19 protein-coding genes and 1 pseudogene are annotated in these 26,057 nt (G+C 31.5%); 9 read left to right on the forward strand and 11 right to left on the reverse strand.

What is annotated here, in order from left to right; translation table 11 throughout:
- Positions 1-3: 3 nt before the first annotated feature.
- The 7 genes from F0460_RS16160 to F0460_RS07485 form a co-directional block, all read right to left on the reverse strand.
- Positions 4-177 (reverse strand): hypothetical protein, encoded by a 174-nt coding sequence (locus tag F0460_RS16160; RefSeq protein ID WP_190304117.1) that lies wholly within the window; start codon positions 175-177, stop codon positions 4-6.
- A 380-nt stretch (positions 178-557) separates the two neighbouring features.
- Complete coding sequence (locus F0460_RS16165; RefSeq protein WP_190304118.1) at positions 558-731, reverse strand: hypothetical protein; 174 nt, start codon at positions 729-731, stop codon at positions 558-560.
- 188 nt (positions 732-919) lie between these two features.
- Positions 920-1,360, reverse strand: a complete 441-nt coding sequence (locus tag F0460_RS07465) for a hypothetical protein (RefSeq protein ID WP_190304119.1) — start codon at positions 1,358-1,360, stop codon at positions 920-922.
- The gene (locus F0460_RS07470) at positions 1,361-2,425 is read right to left on the reverse strand and encodes a helix-turn-helix domain-containing protein (RefSeq protein ID WP_150011810.1); all 1,065 of its coding nucleotides are present in this window, start codon (positions 2,423-2,425) and stop codon (positions 1,361-1,363) included.
- A 287-nt stretch (positions 2,426-2,712) separates the two neighbouring features.
- Positions 2,713-4,227 (reverse strand): P-loop NTPase fold protein, encoded by a 1,515-nt coding sequence (locus F0460_RS07475; RefSeq protein ID WP_150011812.1) that lies wholly within the window; start codon positions 4,225-4,227, stop codon positions 2,713-2,715.
- 18 nt (positions 4,228-4,245) lie between these two features.
- On the reverse strand, positions 4,246-8,766 hold the full coding sequence (locus F0460_RS07480; protein WP_150011814.1) for a sacsin N-terminal ATP-binding-like domain-containing protein: 4,521 nt from the start codon (positions 8,764-8,766) through the stop codon (positions 4,246-4,248).
- 502 nt (positions 8,767-9,268) lie between these two features.
- The gene (locus F0460_RS07485) at positions 9,269-9,841 is read right to left on the reverse strand and encodes a S24 family peptidase (RefSeq protein WP_150011816.1); all 573 of its coding nucleotides are present in this window, start codon (positions 9,839-9,841) and stop codon (positions 9,269-9,271) included.
- A gap of 34 nt (positions 9,842-9,875) precedes the next feature.
- Here F0460_RS07485 and istB point away from each other — a divergent pair.
- Positions 9,876-10,515, forward strand: a pseudogene (gene istB, locus F0460_RS16495) (IS21-like element helper ATPase IstB); the annotation flags it as partial.
- A gap of 493 nt (positions 10,516-11,008) precedes the next feature.
- On the opposite strand, the gene F0460_RS07495 reads toward istB, so the two are convergent.
- From F0460_RS07495 to F0460_RS07510, 4 genes are read right to left on the reverse strand one after another with little or no spacing between them, the layout of a single operon-like run.
- Positions 11,009-11,464: a hypothetical protein gene (locus tag F0460_RS07495; RefSeq protein WP_150011818.1), complete on the reverse strand. Its 456-nt coding sequence runs from the start codon at positions 11,462-11,464 to the stop codon at positions 11,009-11,011.
- Positions 11,446-14,850, reverse strand: a complete 3,405-nt coding sequence (locus tag F0460_RS07500; RefSeq protein WP_150011820.1) for a DUF6443 domain-containing protein — start codon at positions 14,848-14,850, stop codon at positions 11,446-11,448. The genes F0460_RS07495 and F0460_RS07500 overlap by 19 nt, the downstream gene beginning before the upstream one ends.
- Positions 14,831-18,130 (reverse strand): hypothetical protein, encoded by a 3,300-nt coding sequence (locus F0460_RS07505; protein WP_150011822.1) that lies wholly within the window; start codon positions 18,128-18,130, stop codon positions 14,831-14,833. Before F0460_RS07505 ends, F0460_RS07500 begins: the two co-directional genes overlap by 20 nt.
- Before the next feature lie 2 nt (positions 18,131-18,132).
- Positions 18,133-19,680 carry a T9SS type A sorting domain-containing protein gene (locus F0460_RS07510; protein ID WP_150011824.1) on the reverse strand — a complete coding sequence of 516 codons (1,548 nt, stop codon included), beginning with the start codon at positions 19,678-19,680 and terminating at the stop codon, positions 18,133-18,135.
- Between the two features lie 1,372 nt (positions 19,681-21,052).
- On the opposite strand from F0460_RS07510, the gene F0460_RS07515 reads away from it, so the two are divergent.
- The 8 genes from F0460_RS07515 (at position 21,053) to F0460_RS07550 (ending at position 26,026) form a co-directional block, all read left to right on the forward strand.
- A complete protein-coding gene (locus F0460_RS07515; RefSeq protein ID WP_150011826.1) occupies positions 21,053-21,670 on the forward strand; it encodes a hypothetical protein in 618 nt (205 codons plus the stop codon).
- Positions 21,671-21,687: 17 nt separating this feature from the next.
- Positions 21,688-21,999 (forward strand): DUF2695 domain-containing protein, encoded by a 312-nt coding sequence (locus tag F0460_RS07520; RefSeq protein ID WP_150011828.1) that lies wholly within the window; start codon positions 21,688-21,690, stop codon positions 21,997-21,999.
- Complete coding sequence (locus F0460_RS07525; RefSeq protein WP_150011830.1) at positions 21,986-22,453, forward strand: DUF4265 domain-containing protein; 468 nt, start codon at positions 21,986-21,988, stop codon at positions 22,451-22,453. Before F0460_RS07520 ends, F0460_RS07525 begins: the two co-directional genes overlap by 14 nt.
- A 64-nt stretch (positions 22,454-22,517) precedes the next feature.
- Positions 22,518-23,504 (forward strand): hypothetical protein, encoded by a 987-nt coding sequence (locus F0460_RS07530; RefSeq protein ID WP_150011832.1) that lies wholly within the window; start codon positions 22,518-22,520, stop codon positions 23,502-23,504.
- A 44-nt stretch (positions 23,505-23,548) separates the two neighbouring features.
- The gene (locus tag F0460_RS07535) at positions 23,549-24,280 is read left to right on the forward strand and encodes a hypothetical protein (protein ID WP_150011834.1); all 732 of its coding nucleotides are present in this window, start codon (positions 23,549-23,551) and stop codon (positions 24,278-24,280) included.
- A gap of 53 nt (positions 24,281-24,333) precedes the next feature.
- Entirely contained in the window at positions 24,334-24,795 is a 462-nt protein-coding gene (locus tag F0460_RS07540; protein WP_150011836.1) for a hypothetical protein, read from the forward strand.
- A 52-nt stretch (positions 24,796-24,847) separates the two neighbouring features.
- Positions 24,848-25,282, forward strand: coding sequence for a hypothetical protein (locus tag F0460_RS07545; protein WP_223810787.1), 435 nt, complete (start codon positions 24,848-24,850; stop codon positions 25,280-25,282).
- 69 nt (positions 25,283-25,351) lie between these two features.
- The gene (locus F0460_RS07550; RefSeq protein WP_150011840.1) at positions 25,352-26,026 is read left to right on the forward strand and encodes a hypothetical protein; all 675 of its coding nucleotides are present in this window, start codon (positions 25,352-25,354) and stop codon (positions 26,024-26,026) included.
- Positions 26,027-26,057: the final 31 nt, after the last annotated feature.

Here is a 26,057-nt window from a genome sequence, read left to right on the forward strand (position 1 = left end):
CTTCTATTTTTCTTTTCTTACTCCTTTAAACGGAGTACCATTTTGTTTAACATCCATAAATCTGCCTGTGGCAGTATCTCTTTTAATCCATTGTTCTGTTTTAGGATTAAATGTTTGTGAGCGTTGCTTCACAGCTCCGTGGCGACGGTTGTCACCAGAAATTCCATTTTTAGCCATTTTACTAAAAAAATTAAGTTGTAAATAATGGTTTCCAAACGTGAAGCAAAACTGGAAATTAGACGTGTGTCTACAAATGGTTTTGCAGTCTTGAAAAAAAAAGAAGTTAAATTTATTGGATTCCAAAAAGGAAATCCGCAATTTTGTTTCGGAAAAAATCAACTTCTTTGTTCTGGTTTCAGGACTAAGATATCAAAGAAATAACTCAGGTTTATTTTGCAGATAAATCTGGGTTTATTTTTTAATCTCTTCTCTGTTATAACTAACTTTTCATATTTTATAATTCTTTAATGTACTATTTTTCTTAAAACTTTGTCGTAAGTTATAATAGCATACAGCATTAACAAGATGCTGTATGCTATAAATATTTAGAAAAAAACTTATTTTTCTTTCCTTACACCTTTGAAAGGAGTGCCATCTTGCTTAACATCCATAAATCGTCCAGTATTAGTATCGCGCTTAACGTACTGCTCTGTTTTAGGATTATAAGTCTGACTTCTTTCGCGTACAGCGCCATGACGGCGTCCGTCTCCTGCCTTACCATTTGTGGCCATAGCTATCAGATTTAAAACAACCAAATATTTTAATACTGAGGCATTTGGTTAAATACCCAAGGAATAATTAGGCAATAAAGAGAATTTTATTACTTTTGCAGAAGAAATAATAGCGACTAAACTTAATTTCTACTGACCGAAGCTTAATTCCATTTCGCTTCGGTTATTTTTAGTAATAGTTAATTTTTCTAAATTTGATTTTCTTTAGTTTCCATCATTAGCAAAATTCTATTAATATAATCTATTTGTGATTGCTGCATATTTGAACATTTGAACATTTCCTCATAATTATATACTACAACTCCATTCTCTTCAGCTATTCTCTTCGTTATCCTACATTTTGTGACTAATGGAAAATTGCTATCTTTCGCAAAAAAAATTGATGACATACCAGGTAACGCAATCGGAATTTTTTCAGTTTCTAAACCTTGGTAAAATTTATAAAAATCATTTCCTAATTCAAACAATATAATTTTCTGATCTTGGAATAAGTTACTTAATGTTTGTCGTTCAACACCGGTCAAATAATTATTTGTCATGTATAGATTAGAGAAATAATATTCCCCATTTTTTAACATGTTCAAAATTCTTAAACAGTTCAATAGTTCTACATCTGTTGTTACCATCATCTAAAATAAAAACTCTTGATTAATAGCGTTGCTGCTTAAGTTTGACATCGGAATACCAGACAAATCACTAGCCAAATCTTTAGTTATCAATTCTTCCCTGAGTCCTTTTGCTAATAAATAATTAAACCGACTTACATTTTCACGTCCTGCATATTCACTTTCCTTGTCCGTCCACTCCCTATAAATTTCCTTCCACTGCTTATATTTTTCCCAAGATATTAATCTAATATTAACCATCCGAACTAGAATTGCCAAGATTGAAATCCCAAATTTGCTCTTAATCCTTTTAAGCTCTTCCAAACTTATACTAATAGTTGAATTAATATACCCCTTAAGAATTTCCTCAGGTAAAAGCATTGCTCCAGCAAACTGATCACAATATCTCTCTATTTTTTCTTTATCCTCATTTTCACTAAACAAAAGTAACAAATGAGCAAGTTCGTGAAGAATTGTAAATCGTCTCCTTGAGACATCAGTATTTCGTGTATTAATTACGATAATTGGAGTACTCTTAACCCAACAGGAGAATCCAACAAAATTATCATCTTCATTTACTTCAAATATCTTGACCCCTAAATCCTCTAAAAAGATAATAAGATTATATATTGGTGTATCTTCAAATTTCCATCGTTTCCTTAATATTTTAGCGGCTTCCTCTACATTTTCGTTTGAAACGACTACTGAAAAATTCTTCAACGGATTTGAAAACGTTATAGACTCTCCCAAAATTTTTTCTAATTTGGAATAACTAGAATATTTCTTATAAAGAGTCCCAAGCATTTTTTTTGTAAAATACTCTACTTGTACGTCTAGTTTAACGGCCTCTCGAAATTCAATATTTTTAATATTAAATTCGGTAGATTTATAATCTACTGGTTGTAGTATTTCTGAAATATCCATTCCCAGCCCAACTGCCAGTTGCGCCATTTGAGAAGATTTAATTTCTCTTTGACCTTCTTCAAATTTCTGAATATAAGATTTTGAAAAGTTTGCTCTTAGAGCTAAATCATCCTGAGATAATCCCCTCTGTACTCGCAGCTCTTTGATTCTTTGTCCAATATCCATTTTAGTTATTTTTTTCAAAGATACATAAAAACACACAAAAAAACACAAAAAACACAAAATTTATAAATTTTGTGTGTTGAATTGTTTTTCTATTTAAAAATATTACTTGTTTTTAATTTAAAATTAAATCAAGAGAATATAGAAACAGTATTATAGAAGTCCATACAATCATACACCTTGAGACTGAGAAAGCACTGACAGAATTTAATTAAAGTTTACCAATTAAATTCCATTTATACAAACAAAAAGTCTTTATCACAATAAGGATATCTAAATTAAAACTTGATTTATTTAGATGACCTGTAACTCTGATAAGAATACTTGAGTAAATGGTTTAAATTAAACCTTAAACCTCCATCCCTTTGAGGATTAAAATCACCAATTCCTAAAAGACTAATTCTAGAATAATGTACATAATTTGATCTACCTAAAGTATATCTAACAGATAAGTCCAATTCTTTTAGATATAAATAATCGCTCTCTTCATCGTCTTTATCAATACCGACGAATAAATGAAATAAAGCATCTTGAAAGTCATTTATTTCATCAATACTTAAATAATACTCATATATATTTGTATATCTATTAAATTGCTTATATGCAGCACCTTGTAAATTTAATTTGTCTAAAAAATTATTTTTAGACAAATCCGTTTTAAGTATAGCATCAAGAATTTGAAACAAAACCAAAACAGGAATAATTTTACGCTTTTTAGTTTTCTTATAATCTATTTCTATAAAAGACAAGGTGTTTAAACTGCGCAGATTAACTATTTCGTAGTGAATTAGAATTTTTATTAAAGCAATAACAGAATTTTTAAAAAGGGTGGCTTTTGTAAATTCCGAATCACAATTTTTCACTTTTATATTGCTGACAAAACCTTCGATGTAGTTAGACAATTCTTCACTTTTATCAAATTTAAAAGGTTCAATAGAATAAAACTTATCAATGTAACCACCAAAATCTACATCTTTACCATATTTATGGTAATATATCTTTTGAATATTATCTAAATCACATACAAATATTACTTTATCGAAACCGAATTTATTCTCATCGGTCACAAAATTTGTATGTGCTGAAAAAATATTAAAAAGGCGGAATATATGGTCTGGATCCAAACGATCCAGATCATCAATAACTAAAATTGTTTTATTTTCTCTCTGTGCAGTGTTCAGGGATTTCTCTTCATCTTCTTCAGAAAAAACCTCACTACCTTTTAGACGATCTACTATGTCATAAATAAATTGTGAGGTTGCATCCATTTCATGAATACCACCTTTTATATTTTTAAAGGATTCCAGGAATTCCAAAACATCATCTGCTTCGTTGATATTAATTTCTTTAGTGTAAGCTTTAAAATCGCCCACTATAGATTTTAGCTGATTTAAAAACGTAGCGACTGGTTTACCTATTTTTTCATGTAACGAAATTATATTTAATAGTATTGGAGCAAAGTCCACCCTGTTTTGCATAAACATTGCTGCACGAAGCCAAAAATCAAAGTCTGTCTTTTCCAGACTGATCTCATTTTGAAATTTAGACATTAGTTCGAAAAGAACATCGAACTTAACAAGCTCAAAAATATCTTCATTAGATGCAACCGCATAATTAACAGGATATAGTTTTATAAATCTGTAATTATGGTTATACTTTTCTGCAAATTCCTGAATAAATGTAGATTTACCTGAGCCAAAAGGAGCAGTAAATAAAATTCTGTTATTTGAATCTAGATTTAAATGGCGTTTAAAATCTTGTAAAATAAGATTGTTAGGAATAATATTTGTGTTGTTTTTAATCATGTTTTTTATGTAATAATTTTATTCAGTTAATTTTAATTGTACAACATATTCTGTTGCATTAAGAATAGGATTTACACAGAAGAATTTTTCTAAAATTTTAAATTCATTGTTGATATATACCCATATTTCGTAATTGTCTTTGTTTTCTTCTCCAAATAGTTTCTCGGATGCAGAAACGTAAAAGTTTCCATTTGATGAGCTTTTTACATCAACATATACCCATGATTTTCCTTGGTCTTTAGAGTATGAAATATCGTAATGTAAAGCTTCATTTTCTTTGGATTTGTAATGTACAAATTGCTCAGTGTATTTTTCAACTAATTCTTGATAAGCTATATCTTCTGCTTTGTTTCCTTTACGTTTTAAATAATTTTGATCACGTGATTGCCCTTTGTACAATCCTTTTGCAATAGAGGTTTTAGTAACAGTTTGTGTCGAGTATGCTTTACTATCTAATACGGTAGTTTTAGTTCGTGTTAAGGTATCTGCATTATCATTATTATCTACACTTTGATACGCTTCATCCTCTTCTACAATTTCTGAATTATCCTCTAATTCCAATCTAAGTAAATCAATTTCACCAAAGACTAATAAACTTTGCCATTCTGTATTTTGGCGAATTAGAAAAAGCTCATCTTCCGTAAATGCTTTACTGAATTCTGTTTCTAGTTGATTTAAATTGAAATGACTTGTATTTGTATCAAAATCAAATTCGTCAAACTCTTTTTTAAAGAAATCTACAACTATATCTTTAGGGTTATTGATGAACGCTTCTGAATACTCGTTAGCAAAAGCTTTTATTTCTTCAATTGCTAAATTGTATAAGTTGAAGTACTTATATAATTTACGTTTTTCATCTATCCCTTTTGTTTGTAAACCTTTGTACAGTATTTGTTTTATTTCATTATTGAAATTATGGTATTCAACTACAAATTTTAGTTTGTTGTAATTTGTTAAATCAATACGTTCAGTTACTAAATCATTAAAATCTGATATGTAGATATTTAACGCATCAAATATCTCTTTGAATTGATTGAAATTCTTTTCGTTATTGTAATTTATGTAATCTAAGTCGAATACATATTCTCCAAAATTTTGTTCTTTGAACTTATCAATTTTCTCATCAGTAGCATCTTCTGGATTATCAATTAGCTTAAAAATAATTGTCCAAAAATATTTCTTCGATGATATTTGACCTAGGTGAACTTTGGCTTCTTCTAAAGCATTATTACCTAAGGCTTTTTCTAAATTGTAATTTATTGTAGCAGTAGAGTCTTTAATTAAAGACTCAAAAATGTGTTTTTCATTTTTAGTAGAAAATACACTGGTTAATACTTCTGAAAATATATCGATAAATGCCGGGTTGCACCTCAGCTTTTGTAATGTACTTTCATGATTTACTTTAATAAAGTATGTTTTGCTGTTTTTATTATAAGCGTAGGCATTATCTTCTAAATTGAATATATCATCCTCTAATTGACACACTAAATCCTGACAAATCTCAAACCTAAAAGCATTTAATAATTGTACGTTAGATTGGATTGATGCATCTGTTTCTACTTCCTCTAAGCGATATGCTAAAATGTATGGTTTTAACGATTTGAAAAAATCATGAAATTCTTCATTTAAATTTTGAAATTCTTTATATGATTTAATATTAATCACTAAATCATCTAGATCGTTAATTTTAAATCTTTTAATTGCTTCTTTAGCGCCAGCACGTAAAGGAAAATTTAACAAAGGGAATTGCTTAGCAAAACGCTTTGGTAATAAATTATTGTCACTAAAGTACACCTCATTTTGTTGTTTCAGAACTAAGTCTTCTCCATTATTGGCAAACAATTTAAAAGGAGCGTCCAATACAATATCCCTTTTAGAAAGAATTTTTACGATTTGTTTGTAAAACGATTGCGAACTTTTACCGTCTTGAAATTTGTTATTGAATTTTTCGAATGATGCATTTAATAACTCTAGTGGTGCGTCTTCAAAATTCTCAATAGCTCCAAGATCTATTAAAATATTTTTAACTACTGAAGGACCAATATTTAGCTTTTTAAATAACTCATGGTTGTAATCAAGTTCGAAATCATTAACCCAAGAGAACTTATCTTCTATGATGAAGTTTTCAAAGTTAAACACCTTGTTGATTTGAAATTTTATGTAAGAAGGATTATTACTTACTTCTTTCCAGCTTCTGTAATAAAATTCAAATGTATCTGAATTTTTTCTATCATTAATTTGATTTGACATAAAGTTATCTAATTGGCAAAAGCAAATAAGTTGATAGATATTTATTTTTTTTAGTAAAGTAGAATCTATACTAAAATAATTGATTTCATAACTAGTAAAGTCTTCTCTATTACCGACTATTTTCCTTACATACTTTACATACGGATTACCATTAAATTGATTTCCATAAGTACTGCTATCCTGAAACTTTCCTTTACTATAAATCAAAAACTTGTTGATACCCAACCATATTAAAAACTCTTCAACCTTTTGGAGTCCTAATTGAAAATCATTATCTATCGACTTGTAAATATCGGAAATGTAATCTTCATTCGTATAGATATCTTGGAATATAGTTTGGTTTAATCTACCCGATTCACCGTAATTTACAGACAGAAATAAATTTGTAATTGGTTTAAATTCATTTGACTTGGTTAATACAATCAATTTATTTAAATCACGATTAACTCCTTTATTTTCCAACTGCTGATAATTTTGATATAATGCAGATATGGCTTCTTTTGTAACTTCAGTTTTTTCAGTTATTGATAAACTTGATAGACTAGCTAGTTCATTAGTTTTTGAAATAATACGATTCATTAAGGGTACTATGTCGTACTCGTAGATATTGCAATAATCTTTAAAAGTATCGTAAAAAAAACGAGTATTAGATTTAAGATTTGTCTTATTATTTCTATTGTTAAAGTCTCTATAGAATTGATTATTAACAGATTTTATTTTTGAAAATTCCGGAACAATTAATTTATTATCTTTTGACGGAATTGTATAGATATTATCCGTACTATTTACTATATTTTCATTTTCATCAATTAATATATTAAACTTAAATTCTTTTTTAACCTTGTTGTATTCTTTTAGATTTTTTAAAACTATCTCAATAAAAGTTATTCTATCATTTAAGGACAATTGTGCTGAAGAAATAATGTTTACATACTCTTCTAAATCATTTAGTAACAAAAGACTTCTATCTACATTTTTTTTCAATAAAATATCTTCTATTTCTATACTATCTATAGGGATTAAATGATAAGGCATCTCATCTATTAATTCATATTTTAGGAGAAACTTAGATAATAAGTCATCTACATATAGAATTTCCTTTTTAGTTTTGTATGTATTGTCAATACATGGAAATATTGGCTCATTTTCTAAAGCTTCGTCTATTAACTCATAATATCCGTATTTATCCAAAACATCCGCTCTATGTTTATAGTTTAAAATTTTCAATGCATTGTAATTCACTTCATTTTTACTATGAAGTTTTGCTACTTGAATGGTAAACTCAACTATTTTCTTTAATAAGAATTTGTTCTTTTCTGATTTAACTATTTGATTTCTTGTTGAATCTAATTCGAACGTAGCATGTAAGATATATTCTTGATCGAATTTTATATTTGTAGGGAAAAATGAGAACAAATATGGATTTGGCTTTATGAAATTATCTGCAATTGCAATCTTTATTTGAAAGTTTGTTTCTTTGTCCTCATCATTCTCTACACATTCGTTATCAATTTCACCTTCTAAAGCGTACACTTTCCAATTAACATCGTTTATCTTTTTACTGGTTACAATAATATTCTCAACCTCTATCGATTCCTCTGCTTTTTTGATATACTCCTTTACATTACTATCTATTATAATCGTTATTTTTTGAATTGAATTTAAGAATAATAAAGAGTCTGTATCAATAACATTTAGTTGATCTAAAATTTTTTCTTCTTCAGTTTTCTTGTATTTAATTTGAATCTTAGTCGCGTAATCGTGTGAACCATATTTTTCAATATGAGGCATAGCTAATAATGCAACAGGTGTTTGATTATCGCCTTTATTGAATTCTTTTTTGATTTTATTTCCATCTTCTTCATTAAAGTTATTCTCAAAGAAATCTTTGATTAATTTATTAGAATAAGTTAATGAAATATTGTTACTAATAATCTGTAACTCATTAGACCAATTGATTATCGATCTGAATCCAAGACCTTTATTTCCAATATATTTTTGCTTATCAACTTTAGAAGATAAATTAGCGATAAATAAGGAGCGATAGCCTTCTAAAGAAAAAGGAATACCATCATTCTCAATTGAAAAAATATTATTAATAGTGTCTAAAAAAATCTTAACATCTGTTGCAGATTGATCATCACAATTTTGTAATAACTCTAAAATCTGCCTACCGTTATACCCTTTAATCGTCTCTAATTCTCGTTGATACTCAGCAACCATTTCAGGATAATCGTCTACGTATTTTTTTATTTTATTTTCTTTATAAGTTTTTATTTGGTTAATCATATAATGCTTATTAAATTATAATAGTTAGTATAGATTTATTGCTACTGCATAAAATATTATTTATAAGTATAGTAGCAGAAAGGTAATTTAAAGACGTTTCTTATTTCTATTTGTCAGTATCAGTTCAATTTTCATTTGTCCGATCACTTCGACGATAAGACCTCCCAACTCAGGAAAGATCAATTTTAGTAGTATTCATAAGTTTGTGTTTTTAATGTTTTATTTACTAAAGTTTTATGTTAATTCACCTATAAAACCTAACATATTATTGTGCTAATATAATAAAATGTTAAATAAACCAACATAAATATGTTACAATTTTCATTGGTAACGGCAAGTGTGTTTGATACGTCTTGGATCAAGATTAAACATGATTCGTAAATCATTCCATCATCATACTATCATCCGCATTTGATCAAATTAAATGATCTGCACTATTGAATACTTCAACCCAAAGCGGAAATAATTCCTTTACTAAGATTCATCAATAGAAATAAACCAACTATCGGATTATCCTTACAAACTCACCCAACACCTTTAGATGCACCGTTTGATCGTCTCGCAAAACAATCGGTTTAAAACTATCATCAACCGACTTAGGTAGTAAGATGATTTCTTCGTGATGCCAACCATCTTCATCGACCGTTTTTTTACTTGAATATTCTTTAACGGTGTAGCGTGAACCGAATTCGGCATCGGTACTATCAGTTCCTTCGACCAACATAATGAGTCCGTTTCTGGAACCGCCCGTGTATTTTTTAAACAGACAGATGCTGCCGTTGGGAATAACCCTGTTCATAGATTCGCCCACTATCCTGCACGCAAAATAATCGGTTGGGCTGCTTAAATGATCTACCCTGATGTATGTGGTTTCGTGGTTTAACTGCAGATCGCTGAACAAACCTGCGGCAACTGCCAGATTGTAATACGGAATACAGCCAGGAGCGGGAGAATTGGAAAACTGAATTTGAGCAACCTGCTGCTGCGCACTGCGAACGGGAACAAACAGTGACAGGTACTTACGCAGGTTACTGTTGCACACGTAAATAAAGGTGCCCTTAATACCCCGAAGCATGATGGTTTTGTATATGTTTAGGATATACGCCATCTACACCAATGATGAACTAGTTGCATATCTTCTTCAGAGTGAATGGGATGACCGGCAAAACAGAAAGATAGAACGATTAACGAAAGCGGCACATTTTAGGTACAGCGCTGTAATGGAAGCTATCGATTATGATGCCTCGAGGTCTTTAGATAAAAATCAAATACAACGCTTCTCTAGTTGCAATTTTATAGAACAAAAAACAGAACATACTTATTACAGGGAGCACCGGTGCAGGGAAAAGTTATATGGCATCCGCAATTGGTCATCAAGCTTGTTCATTAGGTTACAAAGTAATGTATTTTAACACCAACAAACTCTTTACAATGCTGAAAACATCTAAAGCAGATGGTTCCTATTTAAAACAGATCAATAAACTGGAAAAACAAGATTTACTGATCCTGGATGACTTTGGGTTTAAACCTTTGGACACGATCAACAGGAATTCTTTTATGGAAATTATAGAAAACAGGCATGGTAAACACAGTACTATCATAGCCTCGCAATTACCAGTTGAAGCATGGCATGATATTATTGGGGAACAAACCATAGCAGATGCTATTTTGGATCGCCTTGTACATACTGCACATAGAATAGATATTAAAGGGGAATCTATTCGCAAAAAATTAAAAAATAATTACTAAATTTATAAACAGATGAATCGTTTTTGAGTACTTGCTTTGCTATGCTCACTTTCATCCGCTGCGAGTGGTTTACTTTATCCGTTCTATCCAAAACCATTACTGAAACACCAAAAGATCTTATTGTTGTCAAAATTCCCAGTATATATAAATTAGATCCAGTTGGGTGGAATAGACAGCGCGGCTATGATTTAAAACCAGATTAAAAAAATCAGCTTTTCCACTGACCTTCAAAGCTCAATCTGCTAAATGGGAAGATATTTATGTTCCTCGGAAAATAAAAGAAAATATTTTTTTTTCTCAAAATAATAAATTAGGAATAAAACCGAAATAATAAATGACAGCAATTATATAAATGATATAAGGTAAAAAAGATCTTTACATATGCATAAAGCAATTGAAATAGCACTGAAAAGATAATGAGATCTTTAATACCAAATTATCTTTCCAGCGTATTCTGGTGTAATAGCTAAAACTTACTTATAAGTATCTATTACTAATAAATATTATAAACTTTGTTTGAATACCTGACGATTAGTTTTTCATCGTAATAAAATATATATACATATCTATATTTGTCGTCTAAAAAAAATGACTCATTAACATCTTTACTCGGAATAACTATATTTACAATTTTTCCATTGTATTTGCCTACATTAAATGTAAAACCTACATTAGGATTATTAGTCATATTATCTGTAATAACTTCCCTATCAAATAATTCATCTCCATCTATTTTAATATGAACGCGATCATTAAAAGTAGATAAAAAATTTATCTGAAAATTGTCTTCCTCATTATTTAAATAGTTATAACCATCTTTAGAATTTCCATTTTTTTCATATTGGAATTCAGCACCATTAGAAATTGAGCTGTTATCAGTTTTTAATGTATTGCAACCTGCGATAATTAATGGTACTAATAAAGCGTACACTATTTTTTTGTTTGCCATAATATATTATTATTTATTAAATCTAACTGTTGTAGAAGTAAATCGGATCCTCTTGCCGGCTTATAAGAATCAATAGGGTTTGCATCACTGTTCATTAAATTGTTCTTGATCAAATCGGTTCTTTCTTTTGAAACTTTATTTGCTCCTCCTTGCAGTATTGCGTCCACAGGATTAGAAGGATCCCACGGATGTTGTAGACCACCTGTATGGCCTGCTTCATGATTAAACGTTCTAGTGTATCTATCTTTCGATTGCATCTTCCCGTTAATTTTAGCAGAAACAGCAAACATATTTTTTTGAGTATTAAATGATGTTGCATAACCACCCTTATACTCTATTGTTCCTTCTTTTTCGTTAACTTTTGTATCACGATTATCTATTGCATATACTAACATGTCACCTTTAGGCTCTGAAGTATCATTTATTATCAACTCTGCAGAATATCCATGTTTTGCGTACGTCTCTGAAAAACTTTTCGAAATATTATCTTTAAAAGTTTCCAACTGTCTTTTACTTAATTCTGCATCGTTGTATAATTGGATAGTAAGTTGAAGTGTTGTTGTTCCGTCCTCATTATGTATACTTGCCCACTCTAACCCTTCTAATTCCCTGCCGTCTACAACTCTGTTTTCAGAAAAATTGTAGTGAGATTGGTAATTATATTTCTCACTTAAAGGATCAATGTTCATAAATCTTCCAATAGTATAATCATAATTTCTCCATTTAAAACTATCCCAGTTCAATCCGAGTTCCTCATTTCGTTCCTGTTCTTGAAATTTATATTTTTCTGCTGCTTCACTACGTTTACTATTTACAACTTCGTTATAGCCTTTATGTTTTAACCCAAACGGATAATAGTTATTTTCCTCTAATATTTCATTTACAGGGTCTACAATACCGTTTCCGTCGACATCTCCATAGCTTAATCGTATGTTTCCTAGATGGTCTTTGTATTGGTATACATAAAGATACGTATTATCTGTATTTCTTTTTACATACCCCTCTGTATGCGGAAAAAACTGTAGAGTTCCGTTTTCATATTGAAATCCATTCATATAATCGGTAGTTATTAATGCTCCTCCATTTGGTTGTACTTTTTTACTTAAGCGAATACCGGAAGAATCATAAGTAAATTTTATATTACCACCATTACTAAAAGCTACCTGATAAGGTAAGTTTAAATGATTGTAACTTATCGATGAAATAGACTTATTTTTATCTGTAATAATATTACCTAGAGTATCGTAAATATAGTCGTCACCAACTTTATTACCATCTTGAAACCCTATACTCGTAGTAGGAGAACTGCTGTCAGTTACACTTTGTAGTTGGTTTCCTTCGTATAAATAAGTTAGATCATCAATCTTATCAGGTTGATCAATATCCACCATTCCATAGCGTTTTAATGATAAAATATTACCATTTTTATCATATGTCAAATCTTCAGCAAATTGTCCATCTCTGTAATAATTTATAAAATAACTTCCTACAGCTTGCAATTGACTTGCGTAATTTAACCTATTGAGATGATCATAGTCATATCCATATCCTCTTATAATATTATCACTTTCAGTTCTCCATATCACGCTGGAAATATTGCCATTATATTGCGGCTTTGATGTATCTCCATTAAATACCCCGTCATAAGCAATTGCATAATTGAAAAGTCCATATTTATCACCTGCACTGCCAAGTCCCAAATTCTGAACAGTGTTCACGCTAGTTAACCATCCCCTACTATTATATCTGTAGCCAATGTCTTGTAATGGAACTGATACAGTTCCACCTACCTTTTTATTATTCAATCTGCCATATGAGTCGTAAGCATTTAAAACGATATTTTCAAATTGTCCTGAGCCAATCTGTTGGGTTTGTCCAATTAATCGATTTCTTCGATCGTACGTGTACTCATTTGCAACTGTTAGTAATGCAGCACTATTATTCTGCTTTTGTGAGGTTACTGTTTTAGCTGGTGTACCAGTAAAATTCAACTGAGTATCAATTTGTGTATATCCGCCTAAATGGTTTTGAGCATAATTTCGTATCACACGATATTTAGCATCGTAAAAATTATATGACAAATTACCTGCTATACTTTGAGGAGTTGTCAAAATACGATTCCATGTCCCTGTCTGCTGACCTTTTACCATAGTATTAACCTGTTGCCCCAATATTATAGGAAATGATGTTGGTGCATTAGGATAATTATAATCATCATAATAGTTTAAAGTCAGTAATTTTATATTCGTAGGAAAACTTGTATTGGTATATCTAGTAGTAATACCGTCTATTATATTATTAGTTGCAGACTTGCTTTCTGCTGTAAAATTGTTTGCAGCAAGAGAATTTCTTTCTACACGACTAAAAATATTAGCAGGGTAAAATCCAGTATAAATTACTCTTCCCAATACATCATACTTAGAGACAAGCCAACCCCTTGTTCCATCACCGAAAGGATTATATACAGGACCTGCCATAACTACTCTTCCTTTTTTGTCATATACTAGATACTCCCATTCTTTCTGCGGTAATTTTTTTTCAACCAACCTTCCTTGATTATCGTAATTATACAAATAACACCATTTTTCCAGACTTACTGGTGAAACATCTCCTTCAGACATAGGTGGCAAAACTGCAACTATCTTATTAGCATCATTATAAACATAATAAGTATCGTGAATTAAATTATTGCTAAAAACCCTGGAAAGTACAATACTATTGTATTCGTTAAAGAATAATTCTGTCGTATTGTTTTTCTGATCCTGTGGGGTCCAATTTTCATTTTTTTGTATTTCTTTCCGCAATACATTACCAGAATAAAAGCCTGAAACAGATATTTCATTAGTTACTATTAATGAAGAAATACTATTAGTTACAACATACTTTTTTACTTCGTTTACAGTATTAAAATGATATTCGTTTTTTAGTGTGTGACTTAGAGTTTTATCCATATTCCATGCTTCACCTGGAAAACCCTGCTCTAAGAGTTTATAATTAGCTTTTTCATACCTATTTTTATTGTATGGGTTACTAAAATTATACTCACTTTGTAGAATTTGATTAAAGTTGGAAACATATTCTATATTGTCACTTGGAGCAGTATGTGGGAGATACTCCTTTAGAATTGCATTATTTTCATCATATTCATAGTTTGTCACCAAATTATTATATTCGTCTGTCTCAATTTGTTGAATTTTTCTGCCAAGACCATCAAAATATGAAATATTTGTATTGAAATCTGAACTATTTGAAGATGTAGAATTTTTAGCTTTTAAGTAATTTTTCTCTACGATAAAATTCTTTTCCGTTTGAGCAATTAACACAAATGGCAGTAACACAAATAGGTTAGTCAATATAATTCTAAAATTATTCATAACTGTATTCATACTCTTTAATAATATTTAAATTATCATCATATATTTTTATCAACCTGTTTAATCCGTCATAATTATAATAGGTTCTTTTCCCATTAACATCTCCTTTCAAAGTAACACCTACAAGAGGTTTGTATATTTTATACTCTAAAAAAACATTCCCAGACAAAGACGATTTCAAATCCATAATTGCATTGATTAACGTTTCTTCATTTCCAGAACCTGTATCGGAAATAGTTCTTATGTTATTTACTTTTGTTATGTCTAGATCTTGAAATTTTGTATTTTTTATTTCAACTATAGGATAACTTCCCTTATATCCCCAAATTGCAGTGAAATATATATTATCTGCTGTGTGATATGTTACAATATTTCCGTACTCATCTCGGTAATCCACAATAATTTCATCTGTATTAACCGTATTCATAAAGTTTTCCTGTATTGCTGAAATATTTGTTCGCGGAAACCACATTGAGCTACCGTTATTATAGCTAAAACTGTCAAATAGCACACTTTGTTTTTTGATTATTTTATCATTTGTCGTATAAGTGGTAGCATAAGGATCTGATAATCTGTTGTCGATACTTAATTGGGTTGGATAAGGTGCTCCCCCAACAAACAGGCTTCCGAAAGGATATGAATACTCCGTCTTATTTTCGCTATTTACCGTCTTTAATATTTCAGTGGCTATAAAAGGATAATAAACAGGAGAAATAATGGTATTAGCTGTTTTGTAAGTATAGTTTTTCTGCAAAGTTTTACTTTGACTTCCTTCATATTCAACTAACAAACTTTGATCCAGTGCAAGAAACTCTTGATTATAAACGGAATTAGATGTATACTGAAACATACGATCTCCCATTGAAAAACTTGGAAAATAGTTAGTCTTTGAAAGTGACACCTCTTTTGATTTATATTTTTTATAAATATTTGTTACTTTATTTTTTAATATAGTACCATCGTAAATTCTCATTTCTTTCAACTTACCTTTGTACTGATCATTAAAATGATACGGTAACTTATGCTTTAACACATCGTTTGATACACTATTAGTTGTATTGATCGTATTTCTCTCAATTGGATAATCTAGAGGCGTAGTAAAGTCGAACTCTTTTTTGATGTTAGATTTAAGAAATTTTTCTACAACATTTGCATATCCTACGGTGCTACCCTGAGTTAACTCTATTCCAGATTTTGGCATATTATATGTCATTATTGATCCTAATTCAAAATTAGGATCTGGAATATATTTTTTAAAAGACGCTAACAAAGGCATAAAATTCATATATCCTTCATTATTAGGATATTCATAAGCTACTTCATTTACAAGCGTTTGATTGCTATCGTATATTTTCTGTGACTTTATTCTTGCACTTCCTGCTTCAATAGGTACATTTAATAGTTTAAAAAAGTCATGCTCGTATTCATATGTTGTATAACCTTTTGTAGGGTAAATAACCTTATTTAATAAACCATACAGTGAATTACCGTGAGGTGCTAATGAATAATCTCCGTCAATAATAATTCTATGATTAAATTGCGGTGGTAAAATATTCGGTAAAAATCTAGGATGGTCTAAATTATGATAATAATATAGTTTAGGTGTTTTAGTTCCAATTGTAGTATGACCGTTGCTATTAAAATATCCTAAAAAGTCTTGTTCGTTTGAATATCTTTGAGGAAGCCTTTCCGGATTATTGTATTCAAATCTATAAACTTCAGACTGTTCGTTATCTGCCAAGTTTTTAATAACAACCGACTCCAAAAACATTCTGTGGTTTATTGTACCAACCGTACCATCTTTTGTATTATAATATATCTGATTTAACTGCACATGCTTTATAATATTACCATGCAAATTGTATATTTTAATTTCAGAAAGCCTGCTATCCCCTGCATAATCTAAACGATTTTCGGCATATATGAACTCAACTTTTCCTTCCGAAAATTTTATATTTTTAATTCTATTTTTTTCAGGAATTTTTTCCCAGTTTCTACCAGAATCAAATATTACTCCTTTTTCTTCCTCGTATTTTATAGATATGTCATTTGTTGGCAAATCTTTAATATTTTTAACTCTGGAAAATGCTTGTCTCTTTTTTTCAACAGCAGAATGATTGTAGGTCTCATACTCAAATTCAACACTTTTAACACCGTATGGGCTATTAATTTTGTTTAAATGCCATGAAGCAACATCCTTATTGTAATTATTATAAAGAGAATTATTCGTCAAAACATGATTCGAACTCCATAATGATTGATCAGAAAAATTACCATGAAAATTCTCGATAACATCATAATTATTAAAAGTAAATTTAAAACCTTTATCGTTCAAAATTTCAAAATCAAAAAAATCTTTTAGTTTGCGTTTCTCTGCTAAGAAATGATGTATACCGGTATATAAAGGCGGATGAGAAATTACATTTTGATAAAGATTAGGATGATCCACATTTAATTCAGAAGCAAAGCCATTTCCTAAAGAGGCAACTGTTTTTGGGGTAACATTGGTTAATTTATTTCCTAAATTTTGCCTAAAATAAGCTTGCATATTTGAAGTGTTATAACCACTTACAAATGGATCCTCAGTTGTTGAACTATTTTTTAAAATAAATACATCACTTAAAGAAGGAGCATTTATAAAATATTCATCATAATTACAGTCGCTATAAAGATAGTTTGGACCTGAGGGTAATGTTGTTGCATTAGTTAAATCATTATTTTCTGTATATATAGCCAAATTATAATCTGTGCGTGATGGGTCAGTTGTGACTTGCCAATAAGAATAAGGTAAAGCATAATTTGATTTTCTTCTATTAGCACCAACGGAACCAACTTTAGGAGAATGCATACTAGCTTGCCCACCATTACTGGTTAGTGCTAAAGTAGGGTAGTTATACCACCCTACTTTATGGTCAGGTATATCTCTAATTACCCTAACTATGTTTCCTCCAGCTCGTAAATTCCAATTCATACCTACACAACTTGCAATATCATCAACTTTTATACCTTTTGAATTGTATTGGATTGAAATTGGCACTTTTAAACCATCCATTTCTATTTCGAATATTGGAATTTCCAAATCTATTGCGCCCGTATAATTATTCACGGGGTTTATTGATCTGACTTGAAAAGCAGTTACATCTGGTGTAGCCTTAAATGATGTAGCAATGGTTTTCCCGAATACTTGTTCGGAATTTGACAATTGGTGTAAAGACGGACCAGGACCAGGTACTGGTTGAGCATTTAAACTAAACCAAATTAAAAATACTATAAAAACTAAAAACTTCTTCATAACTATTTTTTAATGACTTTTACAGATGTGTTTACCACATCGGTTTTAATATTGATAACATAAGTTCCTGTAGCATAACCTGCCAAATTCACCGCAACCATGTCGTGTTTCAGTTGTTCGGTATGCAGTAATCTGCCATTTAGATCGAAAACGTTTACCACTCCTTCTTTATACTCGTGGTTGATTACAATTTGTGTAAATCCTTCGGTAGGATTCGGGAATGCTTCTATCTTGATTTCTGGTTGCTTTACGTCGTCTTTTGGTCCCAGTTTTACCACCCAGTAATCATCCCTGCCTTGTGTTGATGTTTTGTACTTTGCGTTCTTGCCTGTAGAATTCCCTGCAAACACTAATCCTCCGTCACGGGTAATAACTGTTTTTCTAAGCAAATCATCTCCGCTTGTTGACAATTCCTTTTCCCAAACCTGCTCGCCTTTGTCATCTACTTGGATAGAAACATAGCTTTTTTTGTTGGTCTTAGCATCGGTTTTATAACCTGATAACAAGATGTTCTTATTCGGCATTACGGCTGTTGATGTTAAGAATTCGCTGCCTTCTAAATCAAAACTATACTGATCCACCGGTTTAAATCGGTTATCGGTTTTAATCACAAAGAAATCACTTCCTTTTTCTGATTTTATCGTAAGGTTCCCCGTACCATTTTCGGAATAGGTATTGCCTGTAATAGTGTATCCTTGTTTGTTTTCTGCAATTAGTATTTCATTCAGCTGGTCGTCGTTTTCACTTCCTAAAACGTATTCGTTTAGAAGATTTCCTTTTACATCAAGATCCAAAATCCACAAATCGTAACCACCGTAACTGTCTTTTTGCTTGCTGCCTGATGCAGGTGAGTTGGAAACTCCGCCAATGATGTAGCCGTTTTCAGTCTCTACAATGGTTCTTGGTTCGTCGTTATAAATACCGCCGAATGTTTTTTCCCATTCTACTTTACCTTGTTTGTCGGTTTTAATGATCCAATAATCCAACCCCCCAAACTTATCTTCTGATTTTTGGTCGTTTTGTCCGGAATTGGTTGTGCCTGCAATTAAGTAGCCACCGCCTTTTACCTGTTTTATCTGTACCAGTCGATCATCACCGTCACCTCCATAGCTTTGCTGCCATTCCTGGTCGCCACGGGCATTTATCTTTACAATCCAGATATCGTTCTTCCCTTTGTTTTCTGAAGATTTGGTATCGCTTTTACCTGAATTGGAATAACCGCCTAATATATAACCCATATCGGTTGTTGGATAAATGCTTTTTAAGATGTCCTGACCTTCACCACCAAAGCTCAACTGCCATTCTTCTTCACCACTCTTGTCCATCTTCCATAGGAAATAGTCTAAATTCCCCTGGCTTTTCTGGGATTTTAATCCTGATTTGTCGGACAGTGAACTTCCCGCTAATAGAAAGCCGTAATCTAATGTGGGAACCATATCAAAAAGGTATTCGGAATGTTCGCCACCGATTGTTTTTTCCCATACCACCTTTTGGCTGTACCCGCTAAATGCAGACATGCCAAAGAGTAGAAAAAGTAGTTTCTTTTTCATAAGTAATAATTAATATGTTATTTGTAAACCTTTATTTGAAGTATATAAAGCAGCCGAAACCACTTTGATAGTAGTGTAGTAATGTTTCATAAGTGTGTTTTAATTTGGTGCAAAAATATAATTAATTGTTAAAAACGCAATTTTATATTTTTATTTTTTTCTGTAGAAATGAGGATATTTTGATTAGGAAAATGGGAAATGAGGGAAATGTTGAATTACCTTCGCTCCCCACATACTCTGCTGCATGTATTCGCAGACTTTAGACTTCGTCCTCGGGTGTTTAACAGTTGATTCCGATGGCTCGGGACAAGACCTGCTAAACTGTTGAATCTTTGAGGTGTTGGGTGTTGGTTACGAGATTTCATATACCACGGATGCATATATGCTGAATGTTGTACATTCAGTTGTTTACATTACCTACATTATGAAGATGATTTATAAGCTTATCTTTTCTTTACTTGTGCGACCCCTTGTCAAGCAAGGGGTGACAGCAAACTGCTATTTTTAGTTTGAATGTATTGGTTCTCGACAGAGCTCGAACTGACAGGGGTTTGTTGTGGTAGAAATATTTGGCTTTGAGATCTCCATTGTTAGTGATTAATATATCTAGTTTTTTCTCTTCTTTATAACTAAAGAAGCAAAGTTTTTATTGCGGTCAAGCTTTAAACGGTCAAAATCTTGTTTGTTGGCTAACCCATCGGAACGATCGCTATGCGACCCGATGTGTTTTAACGACAACTGCACCGTTTTGACACCCGCTTAAAGCTTAAATACCGCTAGTGATTCGTGTGGGTTGTATTTATTGTGTTTTCATTTTCACTGAGATATTGTTCAACATGATAACTGGTTCTCGACTAGCGCTCAAACTGAAGAGGATTTGGAGTGGTAGAAATATCTGGCTTTGAAATCTCCTTTGTTAGTGATTGATATATTTCCGTTTCTTTGTACTTTTATGTCCAAACTTTATTTTACAGCTTGGAAGCCATGAACCTTTTCGGTTTCATGCCCGAAAAGTACCAAAAGTGCTTTTATTGCGGCGATCTTTTAATCGGTCGAAATTCACTTTTGAATCTACCTGATCGAAACGGCGCTTTGCACCCCGATCAGCTTACGCTTCATGCAGTGGTTCGACGCTCGCTTAAAAGTTCATACCGCTTTTGATTCGTGTGGGTTGATTATTATGTTTTTAATTTTAAATGGGTAATTAATTAAAAGGGTATGGGGAATACAGGGGAAGCGACAGCATACCTAAAGATGCTGAAAAAGAGAAACGGAACTTCTAAAACGGTTAAACAAAAGTGATATATTTACAATTTTAAAGAACAAGCAAAGCACCTAAACGTTATAGTAAATACTAGAAAATAAACACAGAATGAAAAAATTATTACTTTTAATTTTTTTTATATTTTTAGTCAGTTGCAACCAAAAAGCACAGACACAAAATAGTAGCAAACCAACTGTCAACATGCAAAAGCGGGACAGTATTTATGGCGAAAAACTTATTGAAAATTATTTTCTAAAATATGCTGACAATTCAAAAATTGACAGTTTAAAAATACAACTCAAAAATTCGTTTGATATTTACGATGAAAATAATTTCAAATTTGCCCATATTGATGCGGAAGAACTTGCTGAATTTAATTTTGGCTTTTTCCTTCCACAACTAAATAAAATGTTGGCAAAAAGGAATGTGAATTTGGTTGTTAAAACTGCCAATGATTATGATACTACAAATGACATAGTAATCAATGAAGAAAAATTAAATCTTTACACTAAAAAAGAACTTGATAACCAAACATTTTGGGACACTTCCCCAAGAAACTTTTTTAAGAAAGTAAATGAATTACTAAAGGCAAAAAATAGTGATGAACAATTTTATCTGCTATATGGGGGAAATGATTTACAAACATTACTTTTAACAGACAAACAGTATTTAATTATCTTAGAGTATTACAAAGACGACGAAAAAGAAAAGCCATACAAACCTTAAGCAATGCTACCAACAAAATGCCAGATAAAAAAGAAATAGAAAGAAGAAAACAGATCAGGAAGGAATTGAGAGACAAAGCGAAAATTGAATTTGAAAATTCGCTTCATATTTCAAGAGAAAAATTTACACAGTTATTTGATTATTTGGATGAAAACCTCAGCGAATTCGGCTGTGATGATTCATTAAAACTCACCTGTGAATTTTTACAAAAGAATAAAATAGAAAATATAGAAGAAATTAAAAACTGGCTTGGTGAAAAAGGTGGTTATTGTGATTGCGAAGTATTAAATAATGTTGAGGAAATGTTTGAAGAAGATGCCATCCTTTAATTCTGAAAAAATACTTGTTCGTTATTACAGTAATGTACTTGATGAAATTGTGGTAGAAACCCTATGGGCAGAAACTATTGATGCCGAAAAAGGACTTTACAAAATTGACAATATCCCTTTTTATGGTCCTGAATTTTCATCGGATGATATTGTATTTGCCGAGTTTGATGATGATGAAGAGAGAATTACATACAGAAATGTTGTGGAATATTCTGGAAACTCAACAATTCAAGTTATAGCACTCGACGAAAAACTTAACATTGAAGCCTTGAGAAATGAATTTAAAGAATTAGGCTGCGAAACAGAAGGAACTGGAAATAATTATTTTGTAATGGAAGTTCTTTTTAATAATAGTTATTCTACAATTTATAAAAAACTTAATGAATTAGAATCAGCCGGAAAAATTAGTTTTGCAGAAGCGAACATTTCGCAAAAACATTTAAACGAGAAATAAAAATCTGCAATCAAAATGAACTTTAATAGGGAAGCACAAATCTTATAACATAATTTATATAAAAATGTGGTTTGAACAATTAACAGGCTTTAGAGAAGAGTCTCCAGAAAACGTAAGGAAAAATATTTTGATTAGCGGTACCGAGCTTATCTCACTTGCAAACAATAAAAGATACCATTTTGGAAAACTGGAAATAGCAACATTAGCTGACCTACGGCAATATAACCATGTTTTAGAAGGATATAACGATACTATTGAAATTACAGAAGTTGTAGCAGACGCACAAGATTTACACTGCCAACCGGAAAATGCCAATGCGTTGTTTCAGGTTGCATCTCAATTTAACCTGCTTGAAATGATAAGCCCTGCAATTATTCCCGAACAAGGGATAGACCGCTACGAAAATGACCATACCCAAGGACCTGTTTGTGCCATTGCATGTGGTGCAGGAACCATATATAGAAATTATTTTGCAGAAACAAACGGGCAGACCGGGCAGACGGAACACAACCAGATTGACTGTTTGGATTTAATTGCAAAGGAACTAGATAAACGTTTGAACCTTTGGAAAATGAAAAACGGGTATGCAATGATAAGTGAAAGGGGATTACTTACAATAAATAAAAAGATTGCACAGTTAAGCGCAGACGACCGCGAAGATTTAAAAGGGAAATTAAAGACAGGCATACAGTGGAATACTGAAGTTACATTGGCAGCAAACAAACACAGGGTTTCACAAATATTTTGTTCAGCACTGCCTGTTGCCTACTGCCAAACCGAACCTATATACTGGGAAAGTTTTGCACGGGTTATTTTGGAAGCACTTTACGAATCGACCCTTTATGCAGGAATGCTGAATATGATAGAACACCAATCTAACATTGTTTACCTTACCCTGGTAGGAGGCGGCGCATTCGGCAATGAGGAATACTGGATTATTGAATCGATGCAGAAAGCTTTTAAAAAATTCAAAAATGTTCCTTTGGATGTTAGGATTGTCAGTTACGGAAAATCGAAAAAAAATATACAACAGTTGTTGCAGGATCTCTAGAAAGCATTTTTAAAGTAATACCACAAATATTAAAATCAATCTTTATGAAAGTGATTAGTCTAATTTTTTCAGTTATCATTTTTTCATGTTCACCACGCATATCAAACAACGTACTAGAGAAAGACTCTTTTTTGGAAAATACTTACAATAATGCCGCAGCTGCAGATACTGTAAATTTGAAAACAGAACTTATAGAAATTTTTACGGACAGTTTGACTATAGGCGTAAAAGGTAAAAACAAGCTGGAACTTATAAAGCACCGCGTTTTTGGAGACACATACGTAATTGTGAAATTCTATACAAAAGCACCGTACCGCTGGTATCTGCAAAACACCTATTTGTATGAATGTAATGCATTAATGAGTATGATGCCGGACATTTCCGACTACAACAATGACGGTTTAAACGATGTTACGTTTATCTCGGCACAAGCTGCGCGAGGTGCTAACGAAGTTAGGAGGCTTTTTATTTATGATGACTACAAACAGGAACTGATTTCGATTTTAAATTCAGAAGACTATCCCAACATGCGCTACAATAAAGAATTGGACTGTATTGATGCCTTTTTAGTTCATGGAGGAACATCAACCGTTTTTGCAAAAATTAAAAAAGACAGTCTGATACAATTTGCAAGCGTACATAATGACAGCCATAGAACAATATATGAAACAGATGCTGATGGAAACGAAAAACTAATTACAAAAGAAATAATTGATCCTGACAACATATATGTTAGATACAGCAATTACAAGCCATTAAAAGAATACCAAGATTAGAGATATAACTGCTAATAGATTCTTTAAACTACCGTTTTAAAACCTTATCATTTATGAGTGGAAAAGTACATAAAATAGATCTGAATGCGCCTATAGTTGCAGGTAAAAGTGCAGCAGGTTTTATGCTAGGCATGCAGAAAAATGACGTGAGTAAGGAAGTTCTTAATTTATTCACCGTTACTGAAATTGTTAACGAGTATGTAAAAAATCTTTCACTCTACAAATATTACACGGAAGAAGTTATATTATTTTTTGAGCAAGACCAACTTACGCAGATAGGTTTACTTAATAATTATAAAGGAACTGTTTACAATGAACTTGGATTGGGAAGTGTGGTAAAAGATTTTGAAACAGTTTTCGGCGATATGGTTGAGGGTGACGAAGACCAGTTAGTATTTTCTAACCTAAAAGGACTGTGTTTTGAAGTAGATTCTTCAACATACACCAGCGCGAACTGGAAAGTTGAAATTCCAAAACAGAAAGTAACCGAAATCTATATTTATGAAGAGTATTGAATAAATCACAGCGAAATTACAAATTTATAAAAGACACCCAACTATGAATAATATGTACCCGGATCCTTGGAACTTTTCCAATACAGATAAAAATATGGTAGCACCCAACGGGAAATACAGTGTAACCTTCAGCGAACTTTCTGAAATTGCTATGGGAGGACCCCTTAAGGGTATATGTTATTTGATTTTGGGAAGCAGAAAAATAAAAATATGTGACCATGCCGGCGGACCGATTATATGGAATGAAGCGGGAGACTGCCTTGCTTTACCGGTGTGGACACGGAACAGGAAGCAACAAATTGGCATACTAGACATAAACAGCCAAACACAGACCCTTTTTAGGAACGAATTCAACGTACTTCATTTGAAAAAATTTCAGAATAACATGGTGTCAGGTATTGATAGTCCGCTGCATAAAAGCAACACACTAAACTTTGACCTTTCAATAGCAGAAATATCTTACGTTAAAGAATTATTTTTTGACTAATGATAGCTATGAATTAATTTTAATTAAGAAATTATAAGTTTAATTTAAAAACTATATAAAAATTCATCAGTGAAAAAATACTATCCATTAATAATGTTGTTTTTGTGTTTTACAACATGTACTACTAAAAATGAACTAAAAGGAAGCCAGAAAGAAGTAGTTAGGGATATTGAACTAACAATTCCCGTACTTGATAAGCGTAATGAGTTAAAAGATCATCCAAGTGTATTAAGGTGGTTAAGACAGGTATCTATTGACAGCCTTACTGAACTGCATGCAGCTTATTTTCCTGAATCCATGACAATTGATAATTTTGAAAATAACAAAGAAAATCTAGAAGATTATTTTGTTATATATTCAAGAAAAGATGATCGACAAATAATTATCGAAGATTCTGATCTAGAAGAAATCTTGATCATTCAGACAGAAAAGCTCAAAATACAAAGAATGACTATTCATGAAGCGTGGGAAAATATTCAAGTAGATCATTCGTTTTTGAAGCCAAGAGAATTTTTATTGCTAGACAAATACAAAATAAGTGACAGATGTCAAACAGCAATTTTCTTAATGAAACAGTTTCCTTCACAACCAAACTATATCACAATAATTGTTTTAAATTTAGTAAACATTGATCAACAATTAATTTATGGTGCATACTACCTGGAATTAAAAAATAAAAAATCAATCACGGATGCTCGAAAAATCAGTGACAAAATTATAGAACAGCTACTTGAAAATAATTAATACACATTAAAAAGAATAGTAAGCAACAGAA

This window comes from Paenimyroides baculatum (assembly GCF_008629655.1).
Classification (GTDB): domain Bacteria; phylum Bacteroidota; class Bacteroidia; order Flavobacteriales; family Flavobacteriaceae; genus Flavobacterium; species Flavobacterium baculatum.

Excerpts from the sequence above, each read along its gene's own strand:
- F0460_RS16160 (WP_190304117.1), bottom strand. The coding sequence starts at position 177 with ATGGCTAAAAATGGAATTTCTGGTGACAACCGTCGCCACGGAGCTGTG.
- F0460_RS16165 (WP_190304118.1), bottom strand. The coding sequence starts at position 731 with ATGGCCACAAATGGTAAGGCAGGAGACGGACGCCGTCATGGCGCTGTA.
- F0460_RS07465 (WP_190304119.1), bottom strand. The coding sequence starts at position 1,360 with ATGATGGTAACAACAGATGTAGAACTATTGAACTGTTTAAGAATTTTG.
- F0460_RS07470 (WP_150011810.1), bottom strand. The coding sequence starts at position 2,425 with ATGGATATTGGACAAAGAATCAAAGAGCTGCGAGTACAGAGGGGATTA.
- F0460_RS07475 (WP_150011812.1), bottom strand. The coding sequence starts at position 4,227 with ATGATTAAAAACAACACAAATATTATTCCTAACAATCTTATTTTACAA.
- F0460_RS07480 (WP_150011814.1), bottom strand. The coding sequence starts at position 8,766 with ATGATTAACCAAATAAAAACTTATAAAGAAAATAAAATAAAAAAATAC.
- F0460_RS07485 (WP_150011816.1), bottom strand. The coding sequence starts at position 9,841 with ATGCTTCGGGGTATTAAGGGCACCTTTATTTACGTGTGCAACAGTAAC.
- F0460_RS07495 (WP_150011818.1), bottom strand. The coding sequence starts at position 11,464 with ATGGCAAACAAAAAAATAGTGTACGCTTTATTAGTACCATTAATTATC.
- F0460_RS07500 (WP_150011820.1), bottom strand. The coding sequence starts at position 14,850 with ATGAATACAGTTATGAATAATTTTAGAATTATATTGACTAACCTATTT.
- F0460_RS07505 (WP_150011822.1), bottom strand. The coding sequence starts at position 18,130 with ATGAAGAAGTTTTTAGTTTTTATAGTATTTTTAATTTGGTTTAGTTTA.
- F0460_RS07510 (WP_150011824.1), bottom strand. The coding sequence starts at position 19,680 with ATGAAAAAGAAACTACTTTTTCTACTCTTTGGCATGTCTGCATTTAGC.
- F0460_RS07515 (WP_150011826.1), top strand. The coding sequence starts at position 21,053 with ATGAAAAAATTATTACTTTTAATTTTTTTTATATTTTTAGTCAGTTGC.
- F0460_RS07520 (WP_150011828.1), top strand. The coding sequence starts at position 21,688 with ATGCCAGATAAAAAAGAAATAGAAAGAAGAAAACAGATCAGGAAGGAA.
- F0460_RS07525 (WP_150011830.1), top strand. The coding sequence starts at position 21,986 with ATGCCATCCTTTAATTCTGAAAAAATACTTGTTCGTTATTACAGTAAT.
- F0460_RS07530 (WP_150011832.1), top strand. The coding sequence starts at position 22,518 with ATGTGGTTTGAACAATTAACAGGCTTTAGAGAAGAGTCTCCAGAAAAC.
- F0460_RS07535 (WP_150011834.1), top strand. The coding sequence starts at position 23,549 with ATGAAAGTGATTAGTCTAATTTTTTCAGTTATCATTTTTTCATGTTCA.
- F0460_RS07540 (WP_150011836.1), top strand. The coding sequence starts at position 24,334 with ATGAGTGGAAAAGTACATAAAATAGATCTGAATGCGCCTATAGTTGCA.
- F0460_RS07545 (WP_223810787.1), top strand. The coding sequence starts at position 24,848 with ATGTACCCGGATCCTTGGAACTTTTCCAATACAGATAAAAATATGGTA.